The organism is Bradyrhizobium sp. MV1.5, from assembly GCF_055807615.1.
The window spans coordinates 204,948-231,055 of sequence record NZ_JBVVPL010000007.1 but is presented as its reverse complement, the minus strand read 5'-3'; the positions used below and the strand labels follow the sequence as shown (position 1 = coordinate 231,055).

Here is a 26,108-nt window from a genome sequence, read left to right as displayed (position 1 = left end):
ACATGCGCAAGGCAATGATTGTATGGGGCGGTTGGCCGGGGCACGATCCCGATCTCTGTGCTTCGATGATCCGCGGCTGGCTGAAGGCGGAAGGCTTCGAGGTGCGGACCGAAACCACCACCGCCGCGTTCGCCGATCCCGCGATTCACGAGCTGTCGCTGATCATCCCGATCTATACCATGTCGAAGATCGAGAAGGCGGAAGCGCTCAATCTCTGCGCTGCGGTCCGGAGCGGCGTCGGGCTCGCCGGCCATCATGGCGGCATGGGCGACGCGTTCCGCGATTCCGTCGACTACCAGTTCCTGTGCGGCGGGCAGTGGGTTGCGCATCCCGGCAACATCATCGACTACAAGGTCGACTTGACGAAGCCGGATGATCCCATCATGAAGGGACTGAAGAGCTTCGAGCATCGTTCCGAGCAGTACTACATGCATATCGATCCCGCCAACGAGGTGTTGGCGACGACGACCTTCACTGGCGAGCACGCGCCCTGGATCGAGGGCGTGGTGATGCCCGTAGTCTGGAAGAAGCGATACGGCGCGGGCAGGGTGTTCTACTCCTCGCTCGGCCACCGCGCTTACGAGCTCGACGTACCGGAGATCCGTACGTTGATGACCCGTGGCATGTTGTGGGCGGCGCGCGAATGAATGCTGGCGCGACCCAGCCGGTGATTCGCGCCACGCTTGAGGACGTTGCGCGCACGGCGGGTGTTTCGCTCGCTACCGTCGACCGCGTCGTCAACCGACGCGAGGGCGTGCGCGCCAAGACCGTGGCGCGGGTCGAGGCCGCGGTGGCAAAACTCGGCTATCGGGCCGACGTCGCGGCCGCTCGGCTTGCCCGCGGGCAGACGTTCCGGTTTGCCTTCGTGCTGCCGACCGGTAGCAACAGCTTCATGACCAACTTGACCGAGCAGGTCCAGCGCACCGCGGACTGGCTCGCCGGCCAGCGCGGTTTCATTGATATCCTTCATGTCGACGTGTTCGATCCGGATGTACTCGCCGCCGCGCTGGAAAATCTCTCGCCGGCGTATCAGGGCGTCGCCGTCATCGCGCTCGATCATCCCAGGGTGCGCGCCGCGATCGACGAACTCGCCGCGCGCGGGGTCGCTGTGGTGACCCTCGTGTCGGACGCGCCGACCTCGCGCCGGATGCACTATGTCGGCATCGACAACCCGGCGGCAGGCCGCACCGCTGCAACGCTGATGGGACGGTTCCTCACTGGTCGCGAGGGGACGGTGGCCGTGATCGCGGGATCGTTGTCGCTGCGCGATCACACCGAACGGCAATTCGGCTTCCACCAGATCCTGTCCAGCGAGTATCCGAACCTGCTCGCGCTGCCGGTGATCGAGGGCCGCGACGACAGCGAGCGGACGCGGGAGCTCACTGCAGCACTGCTCGCGAGACAGCCCGACCTGCGCGGCATCTACTGCTGCGGCGCCGGGAACCGTGGCATCGCCGATGCGCTCGAGGCCTCGGGACGCGTGCGCGAGGTGGTCTGGATTGCGCATGAGCTGACTGAGTACACACGGCGTTTCCTGGTCCGCGGCGCGCTCGATGCCATCATCAACCAGGATCCCGGCCACGAGGCACGGTCTGCGGCGCGAGTCCTGCTCGCGCATTGTTCGGGTGAGCCCATCAGCCCCGACCAGGAGCGCATTCGTATCGATATTTTTTTGCGGGACAATCTGCCGTAACTTCGAGTCACTTGCGGAGTGCATCAGAAGCTCGCGGCCATTGCTGCCAGGCGTTGATGGGCTCGTTCGCGGGCCGCCTCAATGGGCTCTGGCGGTCCGGTGGTTGGTCCGATTGGAATGAACCGGACATTGTTGATACCGACAAAACGCAAAATTTCGCGCAGGTAAGGCGTTGCCATGTCGATGCGCCCGCGGTTCATTCCGGTGGCGAAATCGCTGCCACTGGCAATGATGACGATGGTCGGCCGGTCCTTCAGCAGCGGGACATACCCTAGCGAAGGGTCGAACCGAAAGGTGAGGCCGGGCTGGACGATGACGTCGAACCATTGCTTGAGCTTATAGGGAATGCTGAAGTTCCACATCGGCGTCGAAATCAGCACCCGCTCGGCGAGCGCTAAGCGCACCGCCATCCGCTCGGCTTCCGCGAAGCTGTCCCGCTGCGCGTCGTTGAAGGCTTGCGCCTTCATCCGTGCATATTTGGCTTCGACAATCGGGCCTGAAAACTCCGGCAGGCGCTCGCGCCAGATATCCATGACGTCCACGTCCCAGTCGGGCCGAGCTCGGCGAAAGCCGTCAACGAAAACGCGTGCGCTGGCGCTCGACCAGGAGCCGTCGCGGGGCGAGCAGGACAGGTGCAGGAGCTTAGCCACCGCTCATCCCAGCGCTTTGATGACCGCATCGGCCTTGGTCACGACGGCGACGTTCTGCATGGCGAAGTTAATCGAGGCAGCGTGCCAATCGGCATTCATGGTCGAGCAGCAATCCTCGGGAACGATCATGAAGTAGCCCTTGTCGGCACCGGTCCGCGCCGTGTGCTCGACCGACATGTTGGTCCAGGCGCCGGTGTTGATGATCATGTCGCGGCCGGTGGCTTTCAGAATCGTTTCGAGCCGCGTGCCTTCCCAGGCACTCATTCGAACCTTCTCGACCACGAAATCGCCGGGCCGTGGTTCGAGACCTGACACCGGTGCCGCGCCCCAGCTTCCGCGCACCATCGCCCTGCTGTCGACGAGCCCCTCGAACAGCGGCGCATTCAGCGTCACGCCGGGCGCGCCGGGCTCGACGACGAACCAGACATGGATGACGGCGACGCCGCGCGCCCGCGCGGTTTCCGCCAGGCGACGAACATTCTCGACGACATGCTGCTGGCGAGCATGCCCGGGCGCACCGGAATCGGCAAAGGCACCACCGTCCATGATGACGTCGTTCTGGAGATCCTGGATGATCATGGCGCAGCGTCGCGGGTCGAGCTGCATCTCACCATCGGCGAGTATGGGTGCAGCGGAAGCAGAGCCGGCGGCCGCTGTGCCGCCGCCTCGCTTGCCGCTCATATAGGGCTCGTGGCGCGGTCCGACCTTGGTGGGAATGGCATAGACCGAGTGCGTCGAAGTCAGGTACAGCGTGCGAAAATCCGGCCCGCCCCAAGTAAGGTTGGCGACGAGCTCGGGCAGGCGGAGCTTGCCGAGCAGCTCGCTCCGCGGCGAATAGACCCAGACCCCGCCGGGTGCGGTAACCCAGACGTTGCCGTGCTGGTCGCACTTCATGCCGTCGGGCAAGCCGGGCTCGAGCTCGGAGCGGATGCCGCTTGCGAATACACGCGCACTCGACAGCGAGCCGTCGCCGTTGACGTCGAATACGCGGATCAGTGACTGCACGGTGTCGTTGACATAGAGCAGTTTCTCGTCGGGCGAGAAGCACAGCCCGTTCGGCTGGTCGAACAGATTGCGGTCAACGACCAGCTTCGGCTCGGCGCCGGGCACGACGCGATAGACGCCCTGGAAACCAAGCTGCCTTGGCCGCTCGACGCCATAGACTGGCATGCGGCCGTACCAGGGATCCGAGAAATAGATCGCGCCGGAGGAGTGCACGCAGACGTCGTTGGGGCTGTTAAGCTCCTGCCCCCCAAAGTGCGAGGCAAGCACCTCGCGCCGCCCGTCCGGCCGCTCGCGGATCAACGACGATGTCGCGTGCTCGCAAACGATCAAATTGAGCTCAGCGTCATAGGTCATGCCGTTGCATTTGTTCGACGGACGTTTGACCTCGGCGATGCCGCGCCGCGCATCCCAGCGCCGGCGCACGTCGCCCGGCATGTCCGAGAACAGCAGATAATGATCGACCGGATGCCAGATCGGTCCCTCCGTGAAGTCAAAACCGGTGCCGATCTGCGCGGCCGGTGCGTAAGGATCGATCAGGGTCTCGAATTCGGAGCGCAAGGTGACGTGCGTCATCGTCCATCCTCTGGCGTCTAGGCCGGAAACCAGCTGCGCTGGGGCAGGGACTGCACGACCGGTCCAGGCACCTGGTCGTGCAGCCGGCCGACGACGGTGCCGCCTTCGATCTTGGCGGGACGGTCGTGGACCGGCAGCAGATAGCGCGAATTGCTGAGCAGCTTCTTGATGGCGGCCTTCTCGGCGCGCTTGGTAGTGCCGTGGTTCCCCGTGGTGCGCGGCTCCCAGTCATGGATCTCGTTGAAGGGCGTCACGATCTGGTCGTTGAAATCGTAGATCACGTCGCCGCAGATGGTGGCGATGCCGTCGGCGGTTTCGACGATGATGTTCATCGAGCCCTCGGTATGCGCATTCGCAGCGTCGCAGTAGACGCCCGGCATCAGCTCGATAGGACCTGTGATCTCGAGGTCGAGAAAGCGCAGCGCACTCTTGGTGTGCAGACGGTCGATCAGATGCTTGATATCCGGCGCCGGATATTGCGGATGCATCAGGCCGGACACGGAATATTCAAGCTCCCGACGGTTGAGGACGACGGTCGTGTTCATCGGAAACAGATCGTCCTTGCCGGCGTGGTCGATGTGCAGATGGGTGTGGCAAACGAAGCGCACATCACCCATCCGCACGCCGTGCCGCGCAAGCTGGTTCTCGATCATGTGCTCGTGATACTGCAGGCCGCGCATGCCCAGCGTTTCCATAATCTGGTTGGAGCGGTAACCCGTGTCTACCACGACCGGATACTTGCCGCCGAGGATCAGGAAACCGAGGGTGAGGACGCGGCGGGTGCGGCCGCAATCGCGGCCGAGAACCAAAAAGCTCGATTCCAGCTCAATATCGCCATAGTCCAGAATCTTGATCTCCAGCGGCATTCCGTCCCTCCCTGTGTCCGTTCTCGTTGTTTCCTCGGCGCTCAGAGCCGATAGACGCGCATGGCAGTGGTCCTGAAAACGGCTTCGCGCTGATCGTCGCGTAGCGGCGCCGCGGCGACACGGAATGCATCGGTCAACTCGCGGTAGCTGGTCCATAATTTCTCGATCGGAAAATTCGAGCCGAACAGGCAGCGTTCGGCACCGAAGATCGCAATCGTATCGGTCAGGACGGACGCGATATGCGCTGGGTCGTTGCGGTGGATGAAGGTTCCGAGCCCTGACAGTTTCGACACGACGTTCGGGCATGCGGCGAGGCGGGCCATCCCGGCGCGCCAGCCAGCGCGACCTGCAGGTGAAAGATCCTCCAGCATGCCGGCGTGCTGGAGGATGAAGGTCACCTGGGAACAGGATTCCACAAGGCGTGCGGCGTCCGACATCTGCGGCGTGAACACCTGAAGGTCAAAGCTCCAGCCATACTCTGCAAGGCGGGCGATATTGCGCTGGATCACGGGATCGGTGCAGAGATCCGGCCGTGCGGCAAAGCGATAAAGTGGGTTCTCGTGCCAATGCAGTTGCATGCGAACGCCGCGTACGAGGGCATAGCGCTTCAGGCGGTCGAGCTGTGGACGCACGTCATCCACTGAAAAGTCGGCGTAAGCTACGATGGCATGCGGCCAGCCGTGCTCCTCGGCGGTCTGCTGCACCCAGGCGGCCTCGTCCTCGAAGCGGTCATTGGCCCAGTTGGTCTGGACATAGACCGACCGGGTAACGCCGCTGCTTTCGAGGTCGCGGAGATATTCCTCTATAGGGTAATCGCGCCGGATCGGCTCGTACGGACCGAAGATGCGCGGTTGCATCGGACCGACCAGCCAGGGCAGGTCGGCCTGGCGCCAGATATGATGGTGCCCATCGACGATGTCCGTCACGCAACTCTCCTTTGTCCCAGCGCCAGCACATGCGCGACGATCGACGCGCTCGATCCACCATCGACGAGGTCATCGACGAAGCGTTCGATCGCGACCAGCGCTTCGGTCTGCGGCCGAAAGCCGGGACCAGCCGCGAGCGGCGTGAGCCAGCTCACGCGCCACGCACGACGCGATAGTTTCGCGACCGCATCGCGCAACGCATCGGGTTCGCCCCGCTCCAGGCCGTCGGAAACGATGATAACGGCCGCCCCCCGCGCGTATCCGCCGAAGCGGGGCACGGCGAGAAAGGCCTGAAGCGCGTCTCCGATTCGGGTGCCGCCGTCCCAGTCGCTGACCGCATGGGCCGCGGCCCTGAGCGCCTGCTCTCGACTCTTGAGACGCAACGGACGGGTGATGTGGGTCAGCCGCGTGCCGAAGGTGAAGACCTCGACGTTGGGCGCCGCCTGCACCAGCGTGTGCGCGAGCTTCATATTCTCTTCGGTGCGGGTCTTCATCGAGCCGGAGACGTCAATCAGAAGCAACAGCTTGCGTGGGCGTTGTCGCCGCTTCAAACGTCCCAGCCGGAGGATTTCGCCGTCGCTGCGAACGGACTCGCGCAGGGTCCGGCGCAAATCCGCGTAGGGCCCGCTGCGAGCCCGCATGCGGCGATGGCCGCGCCGCTTCGGCAGGCGCCTGGGCGCCTCGCGGGACAGCCGGCGCAGCGCATCGGTCGTCGAGAGCTGCGCAAAGCGGCGCTCGACCAGGGCTTCGGCGCGCGCAGCTGCGAGACCGGATTCATTGGCTTCGTCCGACAACAGCGGCTCATCGTTTCCGCGGGCCTCCTCTTGCAGCCGAACAGTCTCGTCGTCCTCACCGTCGTTGACGCGCTCGATGGCCTCGTTTCCGCGAAAGTGCAGATCGAACAGCCGGTCGAACGTTGCGCGACGCTCCGGTGGAGGGGCCAGTGTTGCGAGGGCTGCCTGCCGAATGTCCTCCAGGCTGCGGGGGCCGAGCAACTGGATCGCGGCCAGGAACGAGGTCGTCTGTTCCGGTGCGACGGCAAACCCGTTCGTTCGCAGCAGCCCCACGAACGAGATAAAAACACGCGCAGCGCGCGGCAGTTCGGGTTCGGCGCTCATGCAGAGGCCTCCGCCAGCAGGGCGTCCAGCCGCGGCGAAATGAAGTGCAGATCCTCCTCGTCTTTCAGGGCAACGCCGATCGAGCGCCTGAAGGCATCGGGCCACCGCGCGCCGCCCTTGTGCAGCAGCGTGGCGGCTTCAGCCCAGTCGACCGCCTCGGCAATCCCGGGCGCCTTGCTGAGCGGCTCGCGCCGCAGCTTCTCGACGGCCGCGACGACGGCCCGCGCGGTCCCCTCGGCGACGCTGGAGGCCCGCATCATCACGATGCGCGCTTCGCGCTCGGCGGAAGGATAACCGATCCAGTGATAGACGCACCGCCTCCGCAACGCTTCATGAAGATCCCGCGTGCGGTTTGAGGTCAGGACGACGACCGGGCGCTCGGAGGCGCGCACCGTGCCGCGCTCCGGGATCGAGATCTGGAAGTCGGATAGAAACTCGAGCAGGAAGGCTTCGAATTCCTGGTCGGCGCGATCGATTTCGTCGATCAACAGCACAGTCGAGTCAGGTGCGCGCAACGTCGCCAGCATGGGTCGCTCGATCAGAAACGTTTCGCCATAGATGTCGATGCTCTCATCGCCAGCCTGACGGATGGCGAGCATCTGGCGCGGATAGTTCCATTCATAGAGTGCGGCGGACGCATCGATGCCTTCGTAGCATTGCAGGCGGATCAGGCGGCGGCCGAGGACGGCGGCAATAGCTTTGGCGGCCTCGGTCTTGCCGACGCCCGGCGCGCCCTCGAGCAGCAATGGCTTGCCGAGTGCCAGCCCGAGATAGGCTGCGGTCGCCAGTCCCTCGTCGGCGAGGTAATAGGCCGCCCGTAATGCCTTCTCCAGTGCCTCGGGGCTGTCGATGCCGACGATGTTGCTGCGGACGGCCATCGAGACCTCAGCGCCGCGCCTGAGGGCGCGCGCCGCCCTCGGCCTTGATCGCGCGCAGCACCTTCTCCGGCGTAATCGGGAGATCGTCGATGCGGACGCCGACGGCGTTGAAAATGGCATTCGCAACCGCCGGCAATACGGGATTCGCGCACATTTCGCCGGGACCCTTGGCGCCGAAGGGGCCATCGGGAGCGGGACGTTCCAACACGGCGATGTCGTGCGGGCAGATGTCGCCAGGACCGGGCATGACATATTCGACGAAGTCGCGAGGGCCATGGATAGGGTCGGGATAATAGGGTTCAGGCGTCTCGTAGAGCGCGTGACTGACGCCCATCCACGCGCCGCCGACGAGCTGTTGCTCGACCAGGCGCGGGTTGAGCGCACGGCCGAGCTCATAGGCGGAGTCCATGCGGATCATCGTGACCTCGCCGGTCTCGTCGTCGACCTCGACCTCGGCGACGAGACAGGCGTGGGCGTAGCAGGTCGCCGGCGACATCTCGCCGGTTTCCGGATCGACATTGGATAGGGGAACCAGGAAGATGCCACGACCCGCGATGGTCTTGCCCTGCTTGAACTGCGCCGCGATGGCGACGTCCTTGGTGGAGATCGAGCGGTGCGGCGCGCCCTTGACGTGGATGTTGCCACGCCCGTCGGTTTCGAGATCGGCGGCGTTGACCTCGAGTTCCTCCGCGGCAGCCTCCATCATCACGCCGCGCGCCTCGCGCGCCGCCGCCATCACGGCATTGCCGACGCGATGGGTGCCGCGCGAGGCGAACGAGCCCATGCAATGCGGGCCGGTGTCGGAATCGGCGGTGTCGACATAGACGTCCTCGACGGGTACGCCGAGCGTCTCTGCGCAAATCTGTCGCGTTACCGACTTCATGCCCTGACCGAGGTCGATCGAGGATAGCGCCACGGTGAACTTGCCGCTTGGATTGGAATGAACCAGGGCTTGGCTGGGGTCGCCGCCGAGGTTCATGCCGATGGGATAATTGACCGACGCGATGCCGCGTCCGCGATGTCGGGTCATCTCAACGCCTCCTGGTGCCGAACACGGATGAGAATCGGCCCGCCCCATGCGAGGGCGATGTTGGTCGTGGTGGCTGCGGCGGGGCCGGCGCTGGTGGTGAGGGCTCGCGCGGTGGTTCGTGCAACGCGGCCGTCGGCAGGCGATCATAGCTCGTGCGCTGCTGCGCCGGCGCGGTTGTCCGTGCGTGGGTGTCGGCAGGCGTCCGTGGGATGGCGGCGCGGCTGCCGCCTCCGTCCTTGCGGGAAGAGGCGCGCTTGAACTCGTCGCGGATCGGCCATTTGGCTTTCTCGGCAGCGACCTGGACGCACTCGATCAGTGCCGTGTTCTTGGCCTCGCGCCGATGCGCCTTCATGTCGCCGTCGCGATAGGCATTGAGGATACGGAACTCCATCGGATCCATGCCGACGAGGTTCGCGAGCTTGTCCATCTGGCACTCGATCGCAAAATCCATTGCCGTGACGCCGAAGCCGCGCATCGCGGTTGCCGGCGTACGGTTGGTGAAGACGCAGTAGACATCGCCGTAGACGTTCGGAATGGTGTAGGGTCCTGGCAGGTGGGCTGCGCATTTGACCGCTGCATAGCTCGAGAGCCGCGTATATGCGCCGCTGTCGAAATATGCGCGGATCTTTCGCGCGACGACACGGCCGTCGCGCATCACGCCGTCCTTGATGTAGATGCGCTCGGCGCCGCGCGGCGGGCCGTATTGCATCTCTTCTTCGCGTCCGAACACATAGCGCACGGGACGTCCCGTCAGCATCGCACCCAGGATGCATAAAGGTTCGGTCAGCGTGTCCACCTTGCCGCCAAAGCCGCCGCCGACGGTGCCGCCAATGAAATGGAAGGTGTTCGAGGGGACATCGAGAATCTTGGCGCAGGTGTCGACTGAGAAGAACAGTGCCTGCGTCGAAGTATAGACGACATAGCGCCCGTTGGTGTCTGGCGCCGCGATCGAGCCGTTGGTTTCGGTCGGCGCGTGCTCGATAGGCGACATCTGGTAGCGCTGCTCGAGCACGTGATCGGCGGTCGCGAGCGCGGCATCGGCATCGCCGAAGCGGAGTTTTTGGTGGTCATATACGTCGTGATAAATGAAGGCATTCTTCGGATAAGTATCGTTGACGACCGGTGCGCCGGCCTTCAACGCATCTTCCACGTCGAACACGGCAGGCAACGGTTCATAGTCGATCCGCACCTTTGCAATCGCCTCGAACGCCTCGCGCTCGCTGTCGGCGACGACAGCCAGGATCGGTTCGCCCTTGTAGCGGACCTTGTCGACGGCCAGCGACGGTTCGTCGTCCTTGCCGAAATTGATCAGGCTCAAGAGCGTGTTGAGGTTACGGGGCACGTCGGAGCCGCGGATGATCCGGCGCACGCCGGCCGAGCGCTCGGCGTCTGCGGTGTCGATCCGTCGGATCCTTGCATGCGAATGGGTCGAGCGGACGACTTTCAGGTGCAGCATGCCCTGGAGCTTGTGGTCGTTGAAATAGCTCGATGTGCCCGTGACATGGCCGAGCATGTCCTGGCGCTGTGTGCCCTTGCCGATCTCGTTGAGATTATCGTCGCGCTCGTCGGCGAAAATGTCTTTGCGCAGTTCCAGCATGGTCTGGTCCTTCAGGCGCTCACCCGGCCGCCGGAGGCGGCGAGGATGGCGTTGATGATCGGCTCGTAGCCGGTGCAGCGGCAGATGTTGCCGGAGATCGCCTCGACGATCTCGGCGCGGCTCGGGGAGGGATTGCGGTCGAGCAGCGCCTTGGCCGCCATCAGCATGCCCGGCGTGCAATAGCCGCACTGCGCAGCGAAATTCTCGGCGAAAGCGCGCTGCAGCGGATGCAGGTTTGGTCCCTGCTTCAGGCTATCCAGCGTCTCGACGGAGCGGCCGGCGACGGTCTCGGCCAGCGTCAGACAGGAGAGATGAAGCTCGCCGTCGATCAGGACGCTGCACGTGCCGCAGCCCCCCTGGCCGCAACCGAACTTCGGAGTCATGTCGCCGATCAATTCGCGAAGCGCGACGAGCAGGTTGGTGCCGCCATCGACGAAAATGGCGACATCGCTGCCGTTGTGACGAAATTGCAGGGCAGTCTTGGCCATACGATTTATTCCTGACCCAAAAGAAGGCGACGCAGATGGACGCCGACGATCTCGCGGCGGTACCAGGCGCTGCCGAGCGCGTTGTCGGACGGCGATGTTCCTTCCACGGCTGCAGAGGCTGCGGCCGCAACGGTTGCTGCATCGAGCGCGCGGCCTTCCAGAGCGCGTTCGGCCGCCCGCGCGCGTATTTGCGTCGGCGCCATCGATCCCAATGCAATTCGTGCCCCGGCGATCCGTCCGCCACTGATTGGCAGATGTGCGGCGAGCGTGATGACCGAGCCGCCCTTGGGCTTGATCCGTGCGATCTTGCGGTAGCGAAAAGCCTCCGCGCTGGTGGGTCGCGTGCACGACACCGACAGCACGAGCGTGCCCGCCTGCCTTTCGCGCGACTGCAAGAACTCCTCAATTGGAATGTCGCGCGATCCAAAGCCGCCTTGCAGCGCAACCGTGGCATCGAGCGCAAGCAGGGCGACGGTGAAATCGCCATAGGGATTTGGCGCGAACAGATTGCCGCCCACCGTACCCATGTTGCGCACTGCCGGGCCACCAATCGAGCGGGCAGGGGCGTGCAGGAAAGCGAGGTCGCGCTCGCCCAGAATCCGGGCGAAAGTTACGCCAGCCCCCAGTGTGATCCGCGGGCCGGATGGGTCGATCCGCGTCAAGGCATGGTCATTGGCGCGCACGACGGTCGAGATCGAGATGTCGCCTTCGTTCAGTGCGCGCATCACGAGCGTGCCGCCGCCGAGATAGCGCGCGTTGCGGTCGGACGACAGCGCGGCGGCGGCCTCGCTCGAGCTCGTGAAGGTCTTCACGGTCACGGTCATGTTGACACAGCCTCCTTGAGGTACAGGCGGATCGCGTCGAACCCCGCCTGGTAGATATCTTCCGCGACCATGTGGGTGATGCGGTCCTTGTCCTCCGGCCGTGTCGAGAAGCGGGATTCCCAGTGCCAGAAGGTGCGGTCGCCGTCCGTCACGGGCAGCAGGCGGATGTGGGCTACGTAGTTGAACATCGGGACCGGCGTATCGAGCAGGCAATAGCTGAAGGTCTGCTCCAGATCCGACAGCGTCAGCAATTGCTCGCGCAGCTCGGAGCCGTCCTGGAGCTTGAACCGCCTGACGCAGCCGATCTTGTCTGAGGCCTGCGCACGCTCGATCGTGGAGGTCGCGACCGCCGGATGCCAACGATCGTGCCCGTTGAAGTCGCGCAGCACCGCCCACACGGAGCCGGTCGGCGCATCCAGGATCGTGCTCTTGACGATATGCGGCACGGCGCTCAGCCTCCGAACTGGCGCTTGAGGGCGTCGAAGCCGCCCTGGAACACGCCGCCGCCGATACTCGCGACGAGCTCCGGCTCCCGCTCGGGTGCGCAGTCGAACTCGGCGGTCCATTCCATGAAGGTCTGGTCGCCATCCGTGACGGGCGTCAGCCGAAGCGTCGCGACGTAGTCCTCGACCCCCATCGGGGATTCGAGGATCGAGTAGGTGCAAAACATGTCGTAATCGGACAGGCCGAGCAGCTTCTCCCGGATGCGATCTCCGTTGCGCAGGCGAAAGTCCCTGACGCAGCCGATCTTGTCAGAGGGCTCGCCGCCCTCGATACGGCTTTCCGCGATCGCCGGATGCCAGTTCGGCAGACCGTTGAAGTCGCGTACCCGCGCCCAGACGCGATCGTTGCGTGCGTTGACGACGGTTGAGACGTAGACGCGGGCCATGGTGCGACCTCAGCTCTTCTTCCGAGGGCTGCGCTCGGCGGGCGGCTCGCCGTCGGCCGAAGGCGAGGGTGCAGCGGCTGGCTTCTCGCCGCCGCCGCCGCCCTTGCGTGCGGAGTCCTTGATGCCCTGCATGTCGCGAGCCTCCCGGATCAGGCCTGGCATCTTGGCGAGGCTGCCGCCTTCGACGCCGATGTCCGCCAGAAGCGAGTCGATCAGCGGCGCCTGGACGCGGTAGCGCAGCGCCGAGTCGATCACCTCGTCGGTCGCGCTACGGCCGCCATTGCCGCCATGGCCGTTGCCGTTGAGGCCATCGACCTGGAGGATGCGGATGCCCTCGATCTTCTCCATCGGCTTGACGCTCTCGCGGACGATGCCTTCGATGCGGTCGAGCAGCTTTCTACGGAACAGCGAGTACCGCGCCTGGTCGGTCAGCACGTTCTCGGCCTCGTTGAGCATACGCTGGGCCTCGGCCTCGACTGCAGCGCGGATCCGTTCGGCTTCCGCGGCAATTCGCGTCTCCTCGGCCTGCTTCTCGGCGATCAGGATCTCCACGGTCTTCCGGCGCTTCGCGATCTCGCTCTCGCGCGCGGTGATGACGCGCTCGGTGGCTTCGGTGGCATGCACCCGCGCTTCCTCGGCCGAGGTCTTGGCCGCAGATTCCTCAAGCGACTTCAGGTGGATGGCAATCGCCTTCTCCATCAGAACGGTCTCGACCTCCTTCTCCCGATTGATTTCAAGCTTGCGCAGCTCGCGCTCGCGGCCTATGCGGGCCTCGTCGAGGCCGCGATCGGAGGCAATGCGGGAGCGCTCGACCTCTTCCCGCGCGGCAATCTCGGCTTCCTGGAGCGACTGGACGCGAGCGACTTCGAGCTGTTCGATCGAACGGCGACGTTCGATCCGCGCCGCCTCCAGCGCATGCTCGCGCGAGACGTCGGTGGTCTCGACCTCCTTGCGCGCGACAATCTCGGCCTGCCTGACCTGGCGGTCGGCGTCGATGCGCTCGGACTTCTTGGTCGAGAGCGCAATGACGCGGTCCTCATCCGCAATCTCGATCGCCTTCTTGTGCTCGATGTTGAGGACTTCGCGCTTCTTGGAGGACGTGATCCGCTCGGCTTCGAGGGCGAGATCGACGCCGATGCGCTGGCGCTCGATGGCGTCGCGCCGCTTCAACTCGGCCGCCTCGAGCACGGCTGTGCGTTCGATCTCGAGCGCGCGTGTGTCACGCTCGGCCTGGATACGCTCGGCTGCAACGGACTTCTCCTGGGCGATCCGGGCGGCCTCGATGGCTTCGCGTGAGGCAATGTCGGCTTCCTCGACGGCGCGGTTGCGGGCGATTTCCAGGGACCGCACGCGTTCTTGCTGGGTGATGCGGGCAGCTTCCGTGGCTTCGCGCGCCGTGACCTCTGCGACTTCCAGCGTCTGGTTGCGTTCGATCTCCAGCTGCCGGGTATTCTGCTCGACTGCGATGCGCTCGACGGCGAGCCTGTGCTCCCGGTCGATGCGCGCAGCCTCGACTGCGCGCTGCGCCTCAATCTCGGCTTCCTGGATGTTACGCACCTGCTGGATCTCCAGCGCGCGGGTGCGCTCATCGGACGCGATGCGCTCGACATTGACGATCATGGTCTGGGCGATGCGGGCCTTTTCTGTCGTCTCGCGGGCAGCGATCTCGGCTTCGTCCACAGCGCGGGTCCGATCAATCTCGCGGCGCCGGGTCTCCTCTTCGTTGGCGATGCGGGCGTCGGTCACGACGCGGTCTTGCTGGATCCGCGCTTTCTCGATCGCCTCGCGGGCTGCGATTTCGGCTTCCTCGATGGTCTGCATCCGCTCGATTTCGCGCTGGCGCACCTCCCGCTCGGAGGCGATGCGGTTGGTATCGATCGAGCGCTGGTTGGCGATCCGGGTCTTCTCGATTTCCTCTCGTGCGAGCAGCTCCTTCTCCTCGATAGTGCGGGTGCGCTCGATCTCCCGCTGACGGGTCTCACGCTCCGAGGCGATGCGAGCTTCGGCGATCGCTTGGTCGTTGGCGATTCGCGCCTTCTCGATGGTTTCACGGGCGGAAATCTGCGCCTGCTCGGCTTCGGTCTCGCGCAGGGCCCGCTCGCGTGCGACCTCGGTGCGTTGCAGGGCCCGGCGCATCTCGATGTCACGCTCCTGTTCGAGGCGCGCCGTCTCGCTTTCGCGTTCGATCTCGAGAGCCTGCCGCTCGGCTTCCAGGTTGCGAGAGCGGATCTTGATCATCGAATCCTGCTCGATGTCGTTGCGCAGTTTGCGCTTGGCCTCGATGTCCTCCATCAGGCGGGTCAGACCTTCGGCGTCGAAGCGGTTCGAGGGGTTGAAGAATTCGAGATCGGTCTGGTCGAGATCGGTGATCGCCACTGACTCCAGCTCGAGTCCGTTCTGGGCGAGGGCCTCTGCCGCGTTCGCCTTGAGGCGGGCGACGTACTCACCGCGCTGCTCGTGCATCTGCTCGAGGGTCATCTCCGAGGCAACGGAACGAATGGCGGAGATGAATTTTCCGGCGAGGAGGGCGTGGAGCTGTTCGGGCTCCATGGTACGGCGGCCGAGCGTGGCGGCCGCGATAGACACGGCTTCGCGGGTCGCCTGCACCCTGACATAGAAATCGGCCTCGATGTCGACGCGCATGCGGTCACGGGTGATCACGGCGTCCTGCCGGGAGCGCACGATGCCCATCGGCTGCACGTTCATGTTGACTGGCGTGTAGTCGTGAATGAACGGCAGCACGAAGGCGCCGCCGTTGATCACGACGCGCTCGCCGAGCAGGCCCGTCCGAACGAATGAGGTCTCCTTGGACGAGCGGTGATAGAGCCAGTTCACGATGTAGACGCCGACCACGATCACCACGACGGCGACGATCAGCCAGAGGATCAATTCACCGACCAGAGTCCCTGACATGTTTCTCTCCCTCGACCTTTCGGCGTTATCGCGCGCCGATCGCCTTGAATTTGCGAACCTGATCCGTCAGCGCTCGCTCGACCGGCAGCCGTTCCATCGAGGAGGCGCCGTAGAAGCCGTGGCAATTGCGTGTGTTCCTCATGATGAAATCGGCATCGTCCGGATCGGAGATCGGTCCGCCGTGCGCGAGCACCAGAATGTCCGGATTGACGCCGAGCGCAGCGGAGGCCCAGGTGTCGATGTGCGCTGGGCAATCCGCCAGGTTGAGCGCCGTCTGCGCGCCGATGCTGCCCCCGGTCGTCAGGCCCAGGTGACAGACGATGATATCCGCGCCCGCGATGGCCATCGCGGCAGCTTCCTTCTCGCTAAAGACGTAGGGCGTCGTCAGCAGGTCCTTTTCGCGCGCCTTTGCGATCATGTCGATCTCTAGCGCGTAGGACATGCCGGTCTCTTCGAGATTGGCGCGGAACACGCCGTCGATAAGGCCGACGGTCGGAAAATTCTGTACGCCGGCGAAGCCGAGCGCTTTCAACTGGTCCAGGAAAAGATCCATGTCGCGGAACGGATCCGTGCCATTGACGCCTGCGAGCACTGGCGTCCTGGTCACGACGGGCAGCACTTCGCCGGCCATCTCCAGCACGATGGCGTTGGCGTCGCCGTAAGCCATCAATCCCGCGAGCGAACCTCGGCCGGCCATGCGGTAGCGGCCGGAATTGTAGATGACGATGAGGTCGACACCGCCGGCCTCCTCGCATTTTGCCGAAAGGCCGGTGCCGGCGCCGCCGCCGACGATGGGCTCGCCGCGCCTTGCCATGTCGCGGAAGCGCTTCAACAGTGCAGCGCGTTCAAACCGGGCCATCGGTCACCTCGCTAATCTCCGGCGCGCCCCGGTGCGGCCGAACAATGTTCGGAACGCGCTGACAAGGGTGGAGGCGAACTCGGGGTCATTGATGTTCTTGGGAACGCGAATGAGCTGACGGTTGGCGGTCTGCCGCACGTTGCGCTCCAGCGTGCGGAACAGCGCCGCATCGGCCTCTGGATCCCAGAACGGCTGTCCGCGCGCGTCGAGCGCGGAGACGCCGCCCTCGGGCAGGAAGAAGCGCACCGGACCGTCCATCCGATTGAGCCGATCGGAGATCCAGTGCCCCATGCGCTCGTTCTCCTCCGCGGTGGTGCGCATCAGTGTGACCTGCGGGTTGTGGACGTGGAATTTCCTGCCGCGGTAGCGCTCCGGGATCGTCTCAGGAGCGCCGAAATTCACCATGTCCAGCGCGCCCGCCGAGCCGACATAAGGCACCCGGCTGCGGATGATGGCGCCAAAGCGGTCGTCGGTGGCCGGGAACACGCCACCCATCAGGAGGTCCCCGACCTCCGTGGTCGTGAGGTCGATGACGCCTGCGAGTTGCCCGGAATCGACGAGCTTCTCCATTGAGCGTCCGCCGACGCCGGTGGCGTGGAAAACGAGACACTCGAAATCCTCGCGCAAGTCGGCCGCGATCTTCTGCACCGCCGGCGTGGTGACACCGAACATGGTGATGCCGACCGACGGCAATCCGCTGTCGTCGCGATCCTTCCGTGCATGCTGATCAAGGCGCGCCTTGACCATGCCGGCCAGCGCGTTGGCACCGTTGGCCAGCACGGCGCGCGAGATCGAATTGAGGCCCTGTACGTCGGCGACGGAATGCATCATGGTGATGTCCGCGGGGCCGACATAGGGCCCGACGTCGCCGGAGGCGACGGACGAGACGATGAGCTTCGGCACCCCGACAGGAAGCATCCGCATACCGGGCGCGACCAGCGACGCTGCGCCCGAGCCGCCCGCCGAAATCACGCCGGCAACATTGTTCTGGCGCCGCAACCAGCTGGCGAAGGCCTCGGCCATCGCGGTGACGGCGGCGCCGCGGTCGGGTCCGAACACCGCCGATCCGCCGCGACCATGGTTCAAGGCGATCTCCTGGGCGGAGACGTCGCTGGCCGCGTGCCTGCCGCTGGTGGAGACATCGACCAATCGGGTTCGCAGGCCTGTCCCGGCGATAATGTCGCGGATGAAGCGCAGCTCCGTGCCCTTGGTGTCGAGCGTACCGACGACGAGCACGACCGGGGGGCCCTGCGTTTGCGTGGCAACGGGTTCGTGCCGTCGCCGTGCCGTCTCGTCGAGACGCATCACTTGTGTCGAGAACGTGCGGGCCGCAGCCTCGATGCGGGCGATCGGCACAGGTTGCGACCACCGTGTCGGCGGCGTCGGGTTTGACATGTAGATGCGGATCGCGCCGCCTGGACGCGTCTGCTGCGGAGGAGGCGTCGCTTCCGTATCCGCCGGTGGCACGCCGAGGTCGAGCTCGAGTCCGGCATGCATTCCGACACCGAGCAGGCGCTGCTGCAGTTCGCGATCGGCGGCAAGCCGCACCGAATCGATGATGCGGTTGACGCGACCGTTGACCATGATCGCGACGTTGCGCGACACGGCGGTCGCCATGCCGATATTCTGCTCGATCACGAGCACGGACATGTCGCCGTCCTCGCCAAGCCGTAGCAGCATCTCCTCGACCTGGGCCACGATGACGGGCGCGAGCCCCTCGGTGGGCTCGTCCATGATCAGGAGCCGCGGGTTGGTGAGCAACGCGCGGGAGATCGCAAGCATCTGTTGCTCGCCGCCGGAGAGCTGGCCGCCGCCGTGATCCTTGCGTTCGGCCAGCCGCGGAAACGTCTTGTAGATGCGCTCCACCGTCCAAGGGCCGCGGCGCAAGCCGGCTGCAAGCTGCAGATGCTCGTCGACGCTGAGCGAACGCCACAGCCGGCGTCCCTGCGGAACATAGCCGACGCCAAGTCGCGCTATGTGGGCAGGCGGCTGTCGGGTGATCTCATCCCCGCGGATGCGGATCGAGCCGCCGCTGACCGGCACCAGCCCCATGATGGCCTTGCATAGCGTGGTCTTGCCCATGCCGTTGCGGCCGACGACCGAGAACACGCCGGCTTCGAGCGTCAGATCAACGCCCTGCAGCGCATGCGAATGGCCATAATAGACGTCCAGGCCGCGCACTTCGAGGGCGGCGGCGGTACGGCGGACCTCATTCATGGCCGCCTCCGAGGTAAAGCTGCTGCACTTCGGGATCGGACTCGATCTCCTGCGGACGACCTTCCTTGAAGATCCGCCCGTTGTGCATCATCGTGACGCTCTCGACGACGCGCAGGGCGACGTCCATGTCGTGCTCGATGATGATGTAGCCGATATGCGCGGGCAGGGAGGTCAATATTTCGATCAGCTCGGCACGCTCGGTCGGCGACAGTCCCGCGGCCGGTTCATCGAACAGGACGAATCGCGGCGCGCCGGCAAGCGCAAGTGCGATTTCGAGCTGGCGCTGCTGGCCATGAGCGAGCTCGGCAACGCGCTGATCCTTCACGCCCGAGAGATGGACGGCCTGCACGAGATTTTCGGCAGCGTGCATCAACGCATCGTTCTGACCGGGGCGGAGAAACGAGAAGCGCCCACGTGAGACGCCACGGCAGGCGAGGTAGACGTTGTCCTGGACGGTAAGGCCGGGAAACAGCGCGGAGATCTGGTAAGTCCGGCGCAGGCCACGGCGGATGCGCTCATAGGGCGGGAAGTGCGTGACGTCCTCGCCGAAGAAGCGGATGGTGCCGGAAGAAAGTGGGAAGTCGCCCGTGATGCAGTTGAACAGCGTGGTCTTGCCGGCGCCATTGGAGCCAAGCACGGCGCGTCGTTCGCCGGGGCGGACGGTAATGGTGATGTCGGTGAGTGCCGCGAGCGCGCCGAACAGACGTGTCACGCCGCGCAGCTCCAGCGCCGCGCCGGCGCCCACGACAGAGAGGCGTTGCGCGACGCTATCCATGGCGGGATCCTCGGCCAGATTCTCGGCCATGTCGTCCGCTTGAACTTGCCGCGCCGGAGCGTTGGCGGCGCCGCCAGCTCTGCCAGAGCCCGATGACGCCGTCCGAGGACCAGAACACGATGGCGAGGAAGCCGAGGCCGATCAGGAGCCGAAAGCGGTTGCCGTCAAGCCCCAGCTTGACCAGGAAGTCGAGTGCGAAGGTGCGCAGCAGTACGAAGATCAGCGCGCCGATAAAAGGTCCGATGGGGCGCGTGATGCCGCCGACGACTGCGATGATGAGGATATCGATGCAGGCCCCAACGCTCACGGATCCCGGCGAAATCTGCCGGTAATTCCAGACCTGGAGTACCCCTGCCAGCGCCGCGACAAAGGACGCGAAGACGTAGGCCGCGACGCGATGCGCATTGACGTTAAAGCCGAGTGCCGCCATGCGGCGGGGATTGTCGCGGACACCTTGCAACGCGAGGCCGAACGGCGCGCGGGAGATGTAGTCGACGGCGAAGTAGCACAGCGCGGCTACCGCGAGGACGATATAATAAAAGGGAATGTCGGCGCGCCAGTTGACGCCCCAGAAATGCGGCGTGGCAACCGTATTAATGCCGGTATGGCCGTTGAAAATCGCCCAGTTCTGGTTGGTGAAATAATAGAACGCCGCGCCGATCGCGAGCGTGATCATGATGGTGTAGATGCCCTCGGTGCGCACCGCCAGCGCGCCGCCGAGGGTGCCGAAGATGGTCGCGAGCGCAAGCGCCATCGGGACCGCAAGCCACCACGGCCAGCCCAGGCTGATATTGGCGTTGCCGCTGACGCCAAACACCGCGACCATGTAGGCGGAGAAACCCGCGATGGTGAGCTGCATCAGGCTGACCATGCCGCCATAGCCGGCAAGAAACATCAGACTCAGCGCCATGAGTCCGAGAATCAGCGTGGTCGCAAAGATTTCGATCAGGAAGAAGCCGTTGGCGATCAGCGGCATGATCAGAAGAATGGCCGCGACGGCCCAGGCCGCCGGATTGTCGATCTCCGGCCATCCGCGCAATTTCGAGCGCTGCACCGCAGCGGTGGGACGAACCGGGACGCGGGCGTCGTGAGCGAGGGACATGTCAGCGCCTCGCCAACAGGCCCTGCGGCCGAATTGCCAGCACCAGCACCATGATCAGGAAGGTCACGACGATGGCGTAGGTCGGGATGTAGACCGAGCCGAGCTGCTCGGCGAGGCCGATGATGAGCGCGCCCAGCGCAGCCCCCGGGATCGAGCCCATGCCACCGACGATCACCACGACGAGGGAAGCGAGCAGGAAGCGGATATCCTCGCCGGGCGAGAGCGACTGGAACGTTCCGCCAACGACGCCGGCGATTCCGGCGAGGCCGGCGCCGAGCGCAAACACCACCACGAAAACGAGTTGGATCCGTACCCCGGTCGCAGCCAGGATGTCGCGATCGTCGACGCCGGCGCGGATGATCATGCCGATCCGCGTGCGGTTGAGCGCCAGCCACATCGCCACGCCGATCACGACGGAGGCGGCGAAGATCACGAGCCGGACCATGGGATAGCGGAGATAGACCGGCTCGCCTGAGGATTTGACCGCCGTGACCAGCGGCAGCTCTACAGGTCCGATCAGCCAGCTCGGAGTCTGGATCTGATAGAAATCGCCGCCGCAGGCCCAGAGCATCAAATCGGCGAACACGATCGAGAGACCGATCGTCACCATGGTCTGGCGCAGGTCCTGGCCCTCCATGCGGCGGAAGACGAGGACCTGGAGCAGGACGCCGACCAGTGCCGTCAGGATGAAAGCGACGATGAAGCTGAGGACCCATGAGCCGGTCGCGGCGCTGATGGCGTAGCCGACATAGCCGCCGAACAAATAGAGCGAGCCGTGCGCGAGGTTGACGTTACGCATCAGGCCGAAGATCAGCGTAAAACCGCTGGCGACGAGGAAGTAGAGACCGCCGAGCGTGATGCCGTTGAAGAGAGCGTTGAGGAAGACCCGCTTGCGGCCGAACGCATCTTCGACGCTCTGCGGCCACACTGCGAAAATCAGCCAAAGCGCCACCGCAATCACGATGATGACGATCAGTGCCCAGGCGGGATGGCGCTCGACAAAGCGGGTCATGATCGCCGCTCCGTCTTCACGTCACCCCATCTCTCACCCAGCAAGCGGGGCGGAGGGGCACGCAGACCGTTGCCGGCCGCAAGCCCTGCCATGAACGTGCTCCCTATCGCGCGCGATCCTCGTTTCGGGACCGCGTTTGTCGCATCCTAATGCGGCTGTAAGGGAGGCGCTTGATCGTGAGTATCTTTTCGCGTGGCCTCAGGCGCGTAAAACCTTGGCCGCGCGGCGATAATCGGTCGGCGCCATGCCGACATTGGCGGCGAAGAAGCGGGTGAATCCGCTCTGCGACGAGAAGCCGAGATCGAAGCCGATATCGGCGATCGGCGCTTCGCTCGCCACCAGCGCCTCCAGCGCTTGCTCCATCATCAGCGTGTTGAGATAGAGATGTGGCGTAACGCCGGTCTGGGTGCGGAAGAGCCGGTAGAAATGCGGCCGCGACAGGCCGGATTCGCGCGCAATGGTATCGAGCTCGATCTCGGCGCCGGGACTCTCCGACATCATCTTGATGCACTTGCGCACGCGAAAATCCGTGACGGAACCGTTTGCGCGCGGATCGCGCGCGGTCGCGGCCTGTTGCCAGCTTTCGTCATAACAGATGTCGATCAGGCTTCTCAGCTCGCCATCGAGGCTGTTGAGCGAGGGAGCGCCGCACACGAGGGCGGCTGCGTGCCTGATGTGCTTGTCCAGCGCAACCGACCGCGTGAACTGGGTGCGGCCGAAGCGCAGGCGATCGGCGCCGGGCGCATCGGGCGCGAACCACTCCGCATTGACGTAGAGCACGAAGAAAACGGCGCCGCCGTCGAGATCGGACGGCAGGAAATTATGCGGCTCCCACGGATTGACCGCGACGACGGAACCTTCGGTGAGCTCGTAACGTCCGTCGCTGACATCGATGCATGCGGAACGCCCGCCGACATGGAAGATCAAATGACCTTCGCGATGTGCGTGGATGTTGAAAGGGCGGTTCAACTGATAGACCGTCGCCCGACCAAAGCGGCCGTGGAAGACGGCGAGCGCCCGGCTCATGCCTCTCCTCCCAAAAGCTCTTGGTATTTTTTTTGGTAGCGTTCAACAACCGGGGAGAGAATGCAAGGGCGCACGTGTCGCGCTTCTGGCAAATCTCTCCCCGGCCAGTCATCGTTCGCGAATGAGACTAGGTCAGTACTTCTTACATTCAGGTACTGTGCGGCTCGGCAAACCGATTTTGGCGAACACCGCGGGATCGTAACCCAGCGTTTGGTTGACATTCGGGATCACGTTCACGACCTTTGAGAACAGCGCGCCCTTGCCGTCGTCGACAACCTCGGTGACGAAGTTGGTGCCGATCGCCTGGCGGTTGGAGTCCAGCTTGATCTTGCCGTTGGGTGCGTCGATCTCGATCTTGGCGAGGGCCTCCTTGTACTTGGCCTGGTTGTTGGAGAGATCTCCGTTGACCTGACGTAGCGCCAGGATCAGCGCCATGGTCGAGCCGTAATAGTTGGTGGCGAGCAGCGATGGGCTCGGGAAGCGCTTGTTGGGCGGGAAGGCGTCCTGATAGTCCTTCACGAACTTCTGCCAACTCGGGTTCTCCCAGGTGTCGGCCTGGCCGCTCGCGGCCAGCGTGCCGATCAGGGCATTCTTGGCGTTTCCTTTGGACGACAGGATGGTCTGGTCGATCATGATCGAGCCGCCCATCAGATGCGCCTTGCCGCCGGCCTGCTGATATTGGTTCAGGAAGTTGACTGCGTCGGCGCCGCCGAGGCCGAGATAGATTGCGTCGACGTCGTCGGGCAGTGCGGCGATAACCGAGGCAAAGTCCTTGGTGCCGAGCGGCACCCATTGCCGGTTGGTGACCTGTCCGCCAGCACCGCAGAACTCGAGCACGAGGCCGAACACCTGCGTATAGATGAATGAGTAGTCTTCGCCGACGGTCGCGATCTTGCGATACTTCTTTTGGTCATAAGCGTATTTGCCGAGGCCCACCTGCCACTGCGCGCCATCCATATTGTAGCGGAAAAAGTTCGGAGCGGGATCGACATAGGTTGTTTCCTGGGCACCGGAGGCGGCATTGATGAACGTCAGTTCGGGATGGGTCTTTGCAAAATTTTTGACCGCGATGCCTTCGTCACCAGAGAGCGGCGACAGCAGGATCTGTACCTTGTCCTGCTCGATCAGCTTGCGCACGGCTCGCACGGCGGAGTCCGGCGTCGCATCGGTCGAGGCGATGACAAATTCGAGTTCCTTGTCGCCGACCTTCTTGCCGAGGACGTTGAGGGCCGTCTGGAATCCGCGGATGCCGTCCTCGCCGAGTACGGTGTAAGTGCCTTCGAGCGTCGCGGTGACGCCGACCTTGATCTTCTCCTGTGCGAAGGCGGTGCCCGAAAGTAACAGGCTGCCCAACGCGATCAGTCCTAGACTGCCTTTCAACATTGCTCTCCTCCCTGGACGACCTTGTCGCTGTTTTTCACCGCGCCCCGACGCGTCCGCCGCGCGGTGCTGCGTTCGAGCAAGACCAACGGTTCTTGAAATGGAGGCTAACCGAACTCCGATGCAGCGCACGTGCCGGAGCCGTGTGCGGCTTAACGGGCAGTCTCATTTTGAATGTTGCGTCGCGATTGACATCGCAGTGCAACAGGCGTCAGGCTTGCCGAATTTGCATGCGCCTGCCGCATGGCGGTCGCGGACTGCCGCCTGTGAATGGGATCGCTCGAATAGAGGAGAAATCAATCGTAGGCGTTGGCGTTGCGTGATTTTGCCGCGCGCGGCACTCGCTGGTTATACGTTGTGGCAGGCGATCGTCCGACCGTCCGCGCCTGCAGATCGAAGTTGTGGCACATCGACGAGACAGCGATCGCTGGCCATTGGACAGCGGGGCGCATATGCACAGCCGCGCGTTCGCGTGAAGAGACTTGGCGGTTCACCCATTTCGATCGCGCCCAGGATCCGCTTCGATGGATCCGGCTTCGGAATTGCCGCCACCAATGCGCGCGTATAGGGATGGAGCGGATGATCCAGGACCGTCCGCGTCCCGGCCTGCTCCACGATCCGGCCCATGTACATGACAGCAACGCGGCTGCTGATCTGCCCGATCACGCCAAGGTCGTGCGAGATGAATAGCATCGACAGTCTCAATTGGTCACGCAGATCCATCATCAGATTGAGCACCTGCGCCTGCACGGAAACGTCGAGGGCCGAGACCGGCTCGTCGGCGACGATGATGGACGGGGTGGGAAGAATGGCGCGTGCGATTCCGACCCGCTGCCGCTGCCCGCCACTCAGCTCGTAGGGATAGCGAGCGGCGAAAGGTGGGTTCAATCCGACGGCCGTCAAGGTGGCAGCTATGGCCGCGCTGCGCTCGGCGCGGCTCTTGAAGAAGCCACTGATGTCGGCCGCCTCCGCGACCGAATCTCCAATTGTGCGCCGCGGGTTGAGCGATGCATTGGGATCCTGGAAAACCATTCGGACGCTCAGACGCATCTCGCGGAGGCCGGAGCCGCCGGCTCCGATCAATTCGGTTCCCTTCAAATTGATGTTGCCGCTGTCGGGCCGGACCAGCCCGACGAGGGTTCGGCCCAGCGTGGTCTTGCCGCAGCCGGACTCGCCCACGATCCCGAGGACCTCGCCTTCCGCCAGCGACAGCGATACACCATCGACTGCCTGCACCCGGTATTTCCGACCGGCTCGCCAGGCACTGAACGAGACCATCATGTCCCGGACGTCGAGGATGGCATTGCCGCTCATGGCAGCTCCCCGCCCGGCAGTGGAAATGCGCAGAGCATCTCGTGCCCTTGGGAGGCCTCCAGGCGGGGCGGGGTCGCCACGCGGCACTGATCGCGCACCGCTGCGCAACGTAAGGCAAACACGCAGCCAGCAGCGACCGTACCTGGCAGCGGTGGCTGACCAGAAATGGTCGGCAGTCGGCGCGCGCCGGAATTTCGCGACGGCATGCAATCCATCAGTCCGCGGGTGTAATGATGACGGGGTGCGCCGAACAGCGCATCGACTGCCGCGGTTTCCACGATCCGGCCGGCGTACATGACAGCGACACGATCGGCGAGCTGCGCAATGACTCCCATGTCGTGGGTGATGAACAATATCGCCATATCGAGCCGATTGCAGAGCTCGCGCAAGAGCCCGAGAATCTGAACCTGTATGGTGACATCCAGAGCGGTGGTCGGCTCATCGGCGACCAGCACCTGTGGCCTGCAGGCCAGCGCAATCGCGATCATGACCCGCTGGCGTTGGCCTCCGGACAACTGATGCGGATACGCGGACAGCTGCATTTTGGGGTCGGGCATACGGACCAGTTCGAGCAGTTCGCGCGCACGGACCAGCGCAGCTGCACCCGAAATCCCCTCATGCACGCGTACGGCTTCGGCGATCTGATCGCCAATCCGACGAACCGGGTTGAGTGAGGTCATCGGCTCCTGAAAGATCATTGCCATGCGGCCGTGGTCCGCTTCGACACGTTGCCAGGGCTGCAACCGCGTTACGTCGCAGCCCTCCAACAGGACCCGCCCGGCCCGGACCCGGGGACCCGGCTGCGGCAGCAATCCCATGACCGCAAGCGAGGTCATGCTCTTTCCGCAACCGGACTCGCCGACGAGACCGAGAATCTCACCCTTGGCCAAGCCGAAGGACACGCCGGCGACGATGTCGACCGGCGCGGATTCCGGCCCCACTGACACCGTAAGGTCGCAAACTGTCAGCACAG

24 protein-coding genes are annotated in these 26,108 nt (G+C 64.4%); 2 read left to right on the top strand and 22 right to left on the bottom strand.

All coding sequences use genetic code 11. The annotated features are described in order from the left end of the window. Nucleotides 1-2 precede the first annotated feature (2 nt). On the top strand, nt 3-647 hold the full coding sequence (locus AC0L2J_RS10015) for a ThuA domain-containing protein (protein ID WP_473389025.1): 645 nt from the start codon (nt 3-5) through the stop codon (nt 645-647). Continuing rightward, nucleotides 644-1,693, top strand: coding sequence for a LacI family DNA-binding transcriptional regulator (locus AC0L2J_RS10010; protein WP_007608629.1), 1,050 nt, complete (start codon nt 644-646; stop codon nt 1,691-1,693). The genes AC0L2J_RS10015 and AC0L2J_RS10010 overlap by 4 nt, the downstream gene beginning before the upstream one ends. A 23-nt stretch (nt 1,694-1,716) precedes the next feature. On the opposite strand, the gene AC0L2J_RS10005 is transcribed toward AC0L2J_RS10010, so the two are convergent. The 22 genes from AC0L2J_RS10005 to AC0L2J_RS09900 all read right to left on the bottom strand — a co-directional run bounded on the left by AC0L2J_RS10005 (nt 1,717) and on the right by AC0L2J_RS09900 (nt 26,106). Next, nucleotides 1,717-2,343, bottom strand: coding sequence for an FMN-dependent NADH-azoreductase (locus tag AC0L2J_RS10005; RefSeq protein WP_473389024.1), 627 nt, complete (start codon nt 2,341-2,343; stop codon nt 1,717-1,719). 3 nt (nt 2,344-2,346) lie between these two features. Beyond that, complete coding sequence (locus AC0L2J_RS10000) at nt 2,347-3,921, bottom strand: isochorismatase family protein (protein ID WP_007608635.1); 1,575 nt, start codon at nt 3,919-3,921, stop codon at nt 2,347-2,349. A gap of 17 nt (nt 3,922-3,938) precedes the next feature. Then, nucleotides 3,939-4,787 carry an MBL fold metallo-hydrolase gene (locus tag AC0L2J_RS09995; protein ID WP_007608636.1) on the bottom strand — a complete coding sequence of 283 codons (849 nt, stop codon included), beginning with the start codon at nt 4,785-4,787 and terminating at the stop codon, nt 3,939-3,941. A gap of 41 nt (nt 4,788-4,828) precedes the next feature. Beyond that, nucleotides 4,829-5,713: an amidohydrolase family protein gene (locus AC0L2J_RS09990; RefSeq protein WP_473389023.1), complete on the bottom strand. Its 885-nt coding sequence runs from the start codon at nt 5,711-5,713 to the stop codon at nt 4,829-4,831. Further along, complete coding sequence (locus tag AC0L2J_RS09985; protein ID WP_473389022.1) at nt 5,710-6,831, bottom strand: vWA domain-containing protein; 1,122 nt, start codon at nt 6,829-6,831, stop codon at nt 5,710-5,712. Before AC0L2J_RS09985 ends, AC0L2J_RS09990 begins: the two co-directional genes overlap by 4 nt. Further along, a complete protein-coding gene (locus tag AC0L2J_RS09980) occupies nt 6,828-7,709 on the bottom strand; it encodes an AAA family ATPase (RefSeq protein WP_007608639.1) in 882 nt (293 codons plus the stop codon). Before AC0L2J_RS09980 ends, AC0L2J_RS09985 begins: the two co-directional genes overlap by 4 nt. 7 nt (nt 7,710-7,716) lie before the next feature. Further along, nucleotides 7,717-8,739, bottom strand: coding sequence for a xanthine dehydrogenase family protein molybdopterin-binding subunit (locus tag AC0L2J_RS09975; RefSeq protein ID WP_063992928.1), 1,023 nt, complete (start codon nt 8,737-8,739; stop codon nt 7,717-7,719). Between the two features lies 1 nt (nt 8,740). Then, nucleotides 8,741-10,336, bottom strand: a complete 1,596-nt coding sequence (locus AC0L2J_RS09970; protein ID WP_007608651.1) for a xanthine dehydrogenase family protein molybdopterin-binding subunit — start codon at nt 10,334-10,336, stop codon at nt 8,741-8,743. 11 nt (nt 10,337-10,347) lie between these two features. Continuing rightward, on the bottom strand, nt 10,348-10,824 hold the full coding sequence (locus AC0L2J_RS09965; RefSeq protein ID WP_007593025.1) for a (2Fe-2S)-binding protein: 477 nt from the start codon (nt 10,822-10,824) through the stop codon (nt 10,348-10,350). Between the two features lie 5 nt (nt 10,825-10,829). After that, a complete protein-coding gene (locus AC0L2J_RS09960) occupies nt 10,830-11,648 on the bottom strand; it encodes an FAD binding domain-containing protein (protein WP_007608652.1) in 819 nt (272 codons plus the stop codon). After that, nucleotides 11,645-12,094, bottom strand: coding sequence for an SRPBCC family protein (locus AC0L2J_RS09955; RefSeq protein ID WP_007608664.1), 450 nt, complete (start codon nt 12,092-12,094; stop codon nt 11,645-11,647). Before AC0L2J_RS09955 ends, AC0L2J_RS09960 begins: the two co-directional genes overlap by 4 nt. A gap of 5 nt (nt 12,095-12,099) precedes the next feature. Beyond that, a complete protein-coding gene (locus tag AC0L2J_RS09950) occupies nt 12,100-12,537 on the bottom strand; it encodes an SRPBCC family protein (RefSeq protein WP_007608666.1) in 438 nt (145 codons plus the stop codon). A gap of 9 nt (nt 12,538-12,546) precedes the next feature. After that, a complete protein-coding gene (locus tag AC0L2J_RS09945) occupies nt 12,547-15,450 on the bottom strand; it encodes a flotillin family protein (protein ID WP_007608669.1) in 2,904 nt (967 codons plus the stop codon). Nucleotides 15,451-15,475: 25 nt separating this feature from the next. Next, nucleotides 15,476-16,309 (bottom strand): phosphoenolpyruvate hydrolase family protein, encoded by an 834-nt coding sequence (locus AC0L2J_RS09940; protein ID WP_007608671.1) that lies wholly within the window; start codon nt 16,307-16,309, stop codon nt 15,476-15,478. Between the two features lie 3 nt (nt 16,310-16,312). After that, nucleotides 16,313-18,526 (bottom strand): Tm-1-like ATP-binding domain-containing protein, encoded by a 2,214-nt coding sequence (locus AC0L2J_RS09935; RefSeq protein WP_473389021.1) that lies wholly within the window; start codon nt 18,524-18,526, stop codon nt 16,313-16,315. Next, complete coding sequence (locus AC0L2J_RS09930) at nt 18,519-19,301, bottom strand: ABC transporter ATP-binding protein (protein WP_473248519.1); 783 nt, start codon at nt 19,299-19,301, stop codon at nt 18,519-18,521. Before AC0L2J_RS09930 ends, AC0L2J_RS09935 begins: the two co-directional genes overlap by 8 nt. After that, the gene (locus tag AC0L2J_RS09925; protein WP_473389020.1) at nt 19,294-20,403 is read right to left on the bottom strand and encodes a branched-chain amino acid ABC transporter permease; all 1,110 of its coding nucleotides are present in this window, start codon (nt 20,401-20,403) and stop codon (nt 19,294-19,296) included. The genes AC0L2J_RS09930 and AC0L2J_RS09925 overlap by 8 nt, the downstream gene beginning before the upstream one ends. 1 nt (nt 20,404) lies before the next feature. Continuing rightward, entirely contained in the window at nt 20,405-21,415 is a 1,011-nt protein-coding gene (locus tag AC0L2J_RS09920) for a branched-chain amino acid ABC transporter permease (protein WP_063992920.1), read from the bottom strand. Nucleotides 21,416-21,613: 198 nt separating this feature from the next. Next, entirely contained in the window at nt 21,614-22,441 is an 828-nt protein-coding gene (locus AC0L2J_RS09915) for an AraC family transcriptional regulator (protein ID WP_007608678.1), read from the bottom strand. Nucleotides 22,442-22,573: 132 nt separating this feature from the next. Further along, nucleotides 22,574-23,824: an ABC transporter substrate-binding protein gene (locus AC0L2J_RS09910; RefSeq protein ID WP_007608679.1), complete on the bottom strand. Its 1,251-nt coding sequence runs from the start codon at nt 23,822-23,824 to the stop codon at nt 22,574-22,576. Nucleotides 23,825-24,169: 345 nt separating this feature from the next. Then, the gene (locus AC0L2J_RS09905; protein WP_473389019.1) at nt 24,170-25,135 is read right to left on the bottom strand and encodes an ABC transporter ATP-binding protein; all 966 of its coding nucleotides are present in this window, start codon (nt 25,133-25,135) and stop codon (nt 24,170-24,172) included. Next, complete coding sequence (locus AC0L2J_RS09900; RefSeq protein ID WP_473389018.1) at nt 25,132-26,106, bottom strand: ABC transporter ATP-binding protein; 975 nt, start codon at nt 26,104-26,106, stop codon at nt 25,132-25,134. The genes AC0L2J_RS09905 and AC0L2J_RS09900 overlap by 4 nt, the downstream gene beginning before the upstream one ends. Nucleotides 26,107-26,108: the final 2 nt, after the last annotated feature.

Excerpts from the sequence above, each read along its gene's own strand:
- AC0L2J_RS10015 (WP_473389025.1), top strand. The coding sequence starts at position 3 with ATGCGCAAGGCAATGATTGTATGGGGCGGTTGGCCGGGGCACGATCCC.
- AC0L2J_RS10010 (WP_007608629.1), top strand. The coding sequence starts at position 644 with ATGAATGCTGGCGCGACCCAGCCGGTGATTCGCGCCACGCTTGAGGAC.
- AC0L2J_RS10000 (WP_007608635.1), bottom strand. The coding sequence starts at position 3,921 with ATGACGCACGTCACCTTGCGCTCCGAATTCGAGACCCTGATCGATCCT.
- AC0L2J_RS09995 (WP_007608636.1), bottom strand. The coding sequence starts at position 4,787 with ATGCCGCTGGAGATCAAGATTCTGGACTATGGCGATATTGAGCTGGAA.
- AC0L2J_RS09985 (WP_473389022.1), bottom strand. The coding sequence starts at position 6,831 with ATGAGCGCCGAACCCGAACTGCCGCGCGCTGCGCGTGTTTTTATCTCG.
- AC0L2J_RS09980 (WP_007608639.1), bottom strand. The coding sequence starts at position 7,709 with ATGGCCGTCCGCAGCAACATCGTCGGCATCGACAGCCCCGAGGCACTG.
- AC0L2J_RS09975 (WP_063992928.1), bottom strand. The coding sequence starts at position 8,739 with ATGACCCGACATCGCGGACGCGGCATCGCGTCGGTCAATTATCCCATC.
- AC0L2J_RS09970 (WP_007608651.1), bottom strand. The coding sequence starts at position 10,336 with ATGCTGGAACTGCGCAAAGACATTTTCGCCGACGAGCGCGACGATAAT.
- AC0L2J_RS09965 (WP_007593025.1), bottom strand. The coding sequence starts at position 10,824 with ATGGCCAAGACTGCCCTGCAATTTCGTCACAACGGCAGCGATGTCGCC.
- AC0L2J_RS09960 (WP_007608652.1), bottom strand. The coding sequence starts at position 11,648 with ATGACCGTGACCGTGAAGACCTTCACGAGCTCGAGCGAGGCCGCCGCC.
- AC0L2J_RS09950 (WP_007608666.1), bottom strand. The coding sequence starts at position 12,537 with ATGGCCCGCGTCTACGTCTCAACCGTCGTCAACGCACGCAACGATCGC.
- AC0L2J_RS09945 (WP_007608669.1), bottom strand. The coding sequence starts at position 15,450 with ATGTCAGGGACTCTGGTCGGTGAATTGATCCTCTGGCTGATCGTCGCC.
- AC0L2J_RS09940 (WP_007608671.1), bottom strand. The coding sequence starts at position 16,309 with ATGGCCCGGTTTGAACGCGCTGCACTGTTGAAGCGCTTCCGCGACATG.
- AC0L2J_RS09935 (WP_473389021.1), bottom strand. The coding sequence starts at position 18,526 with ATGAATGAGGTCCGCCGTACCGCCGCCGCCCTCGAAGTGCGCGGCCTG.
- AC0L2J_RS09930 (WP_473248519.1), bottom strand. The coding sequence starts at position 19,301 with ATGGATAGCGTCGCGCAACGCCTCTCTGTCGTGGGCGCCGGCGCGGCG.
- AC0L2J_RS09925 (WP_473389020.1), bottom strand. The coding sequence starts at position 20,403 with ATGTCCCTCGCTCACGACGCCCGCGTCCCGGTTCGTCCCACCGCTGCG.
- AC0L2J_RS09920 (WP_063992920.1), bottom strand. The coding sequence starts at position 21,415 with ATGACCCGCTTTGTCGAGCGCCATCCCGCCTGGGCACTGATCGTCATC.
- AC0L2J_RS09915 (WP_007608678.1), bottom strand. The coding sequence starts at position 22,441 with ATGAGCCGGGCGCTCGCCGTCTTCCACGGCCGCTTTGGTCGGGCGACG.
- AC0L2J_RS09910 (WP_007608679.1), bottom strand. The coding sequence starts at position 23,824 with ATGTTGAAAGGCAGTCTAGGACTGATCGCGTTGGGCAGCCTGTTACTT.
- AC0L2J_RS09905 (WP_473389019.1), bottom strand. The coding sequence starts at position 25,135 with ATGAGCGGCAATGCCATCCTCGACGTCCGGGACATGATGGTCTCGTTC.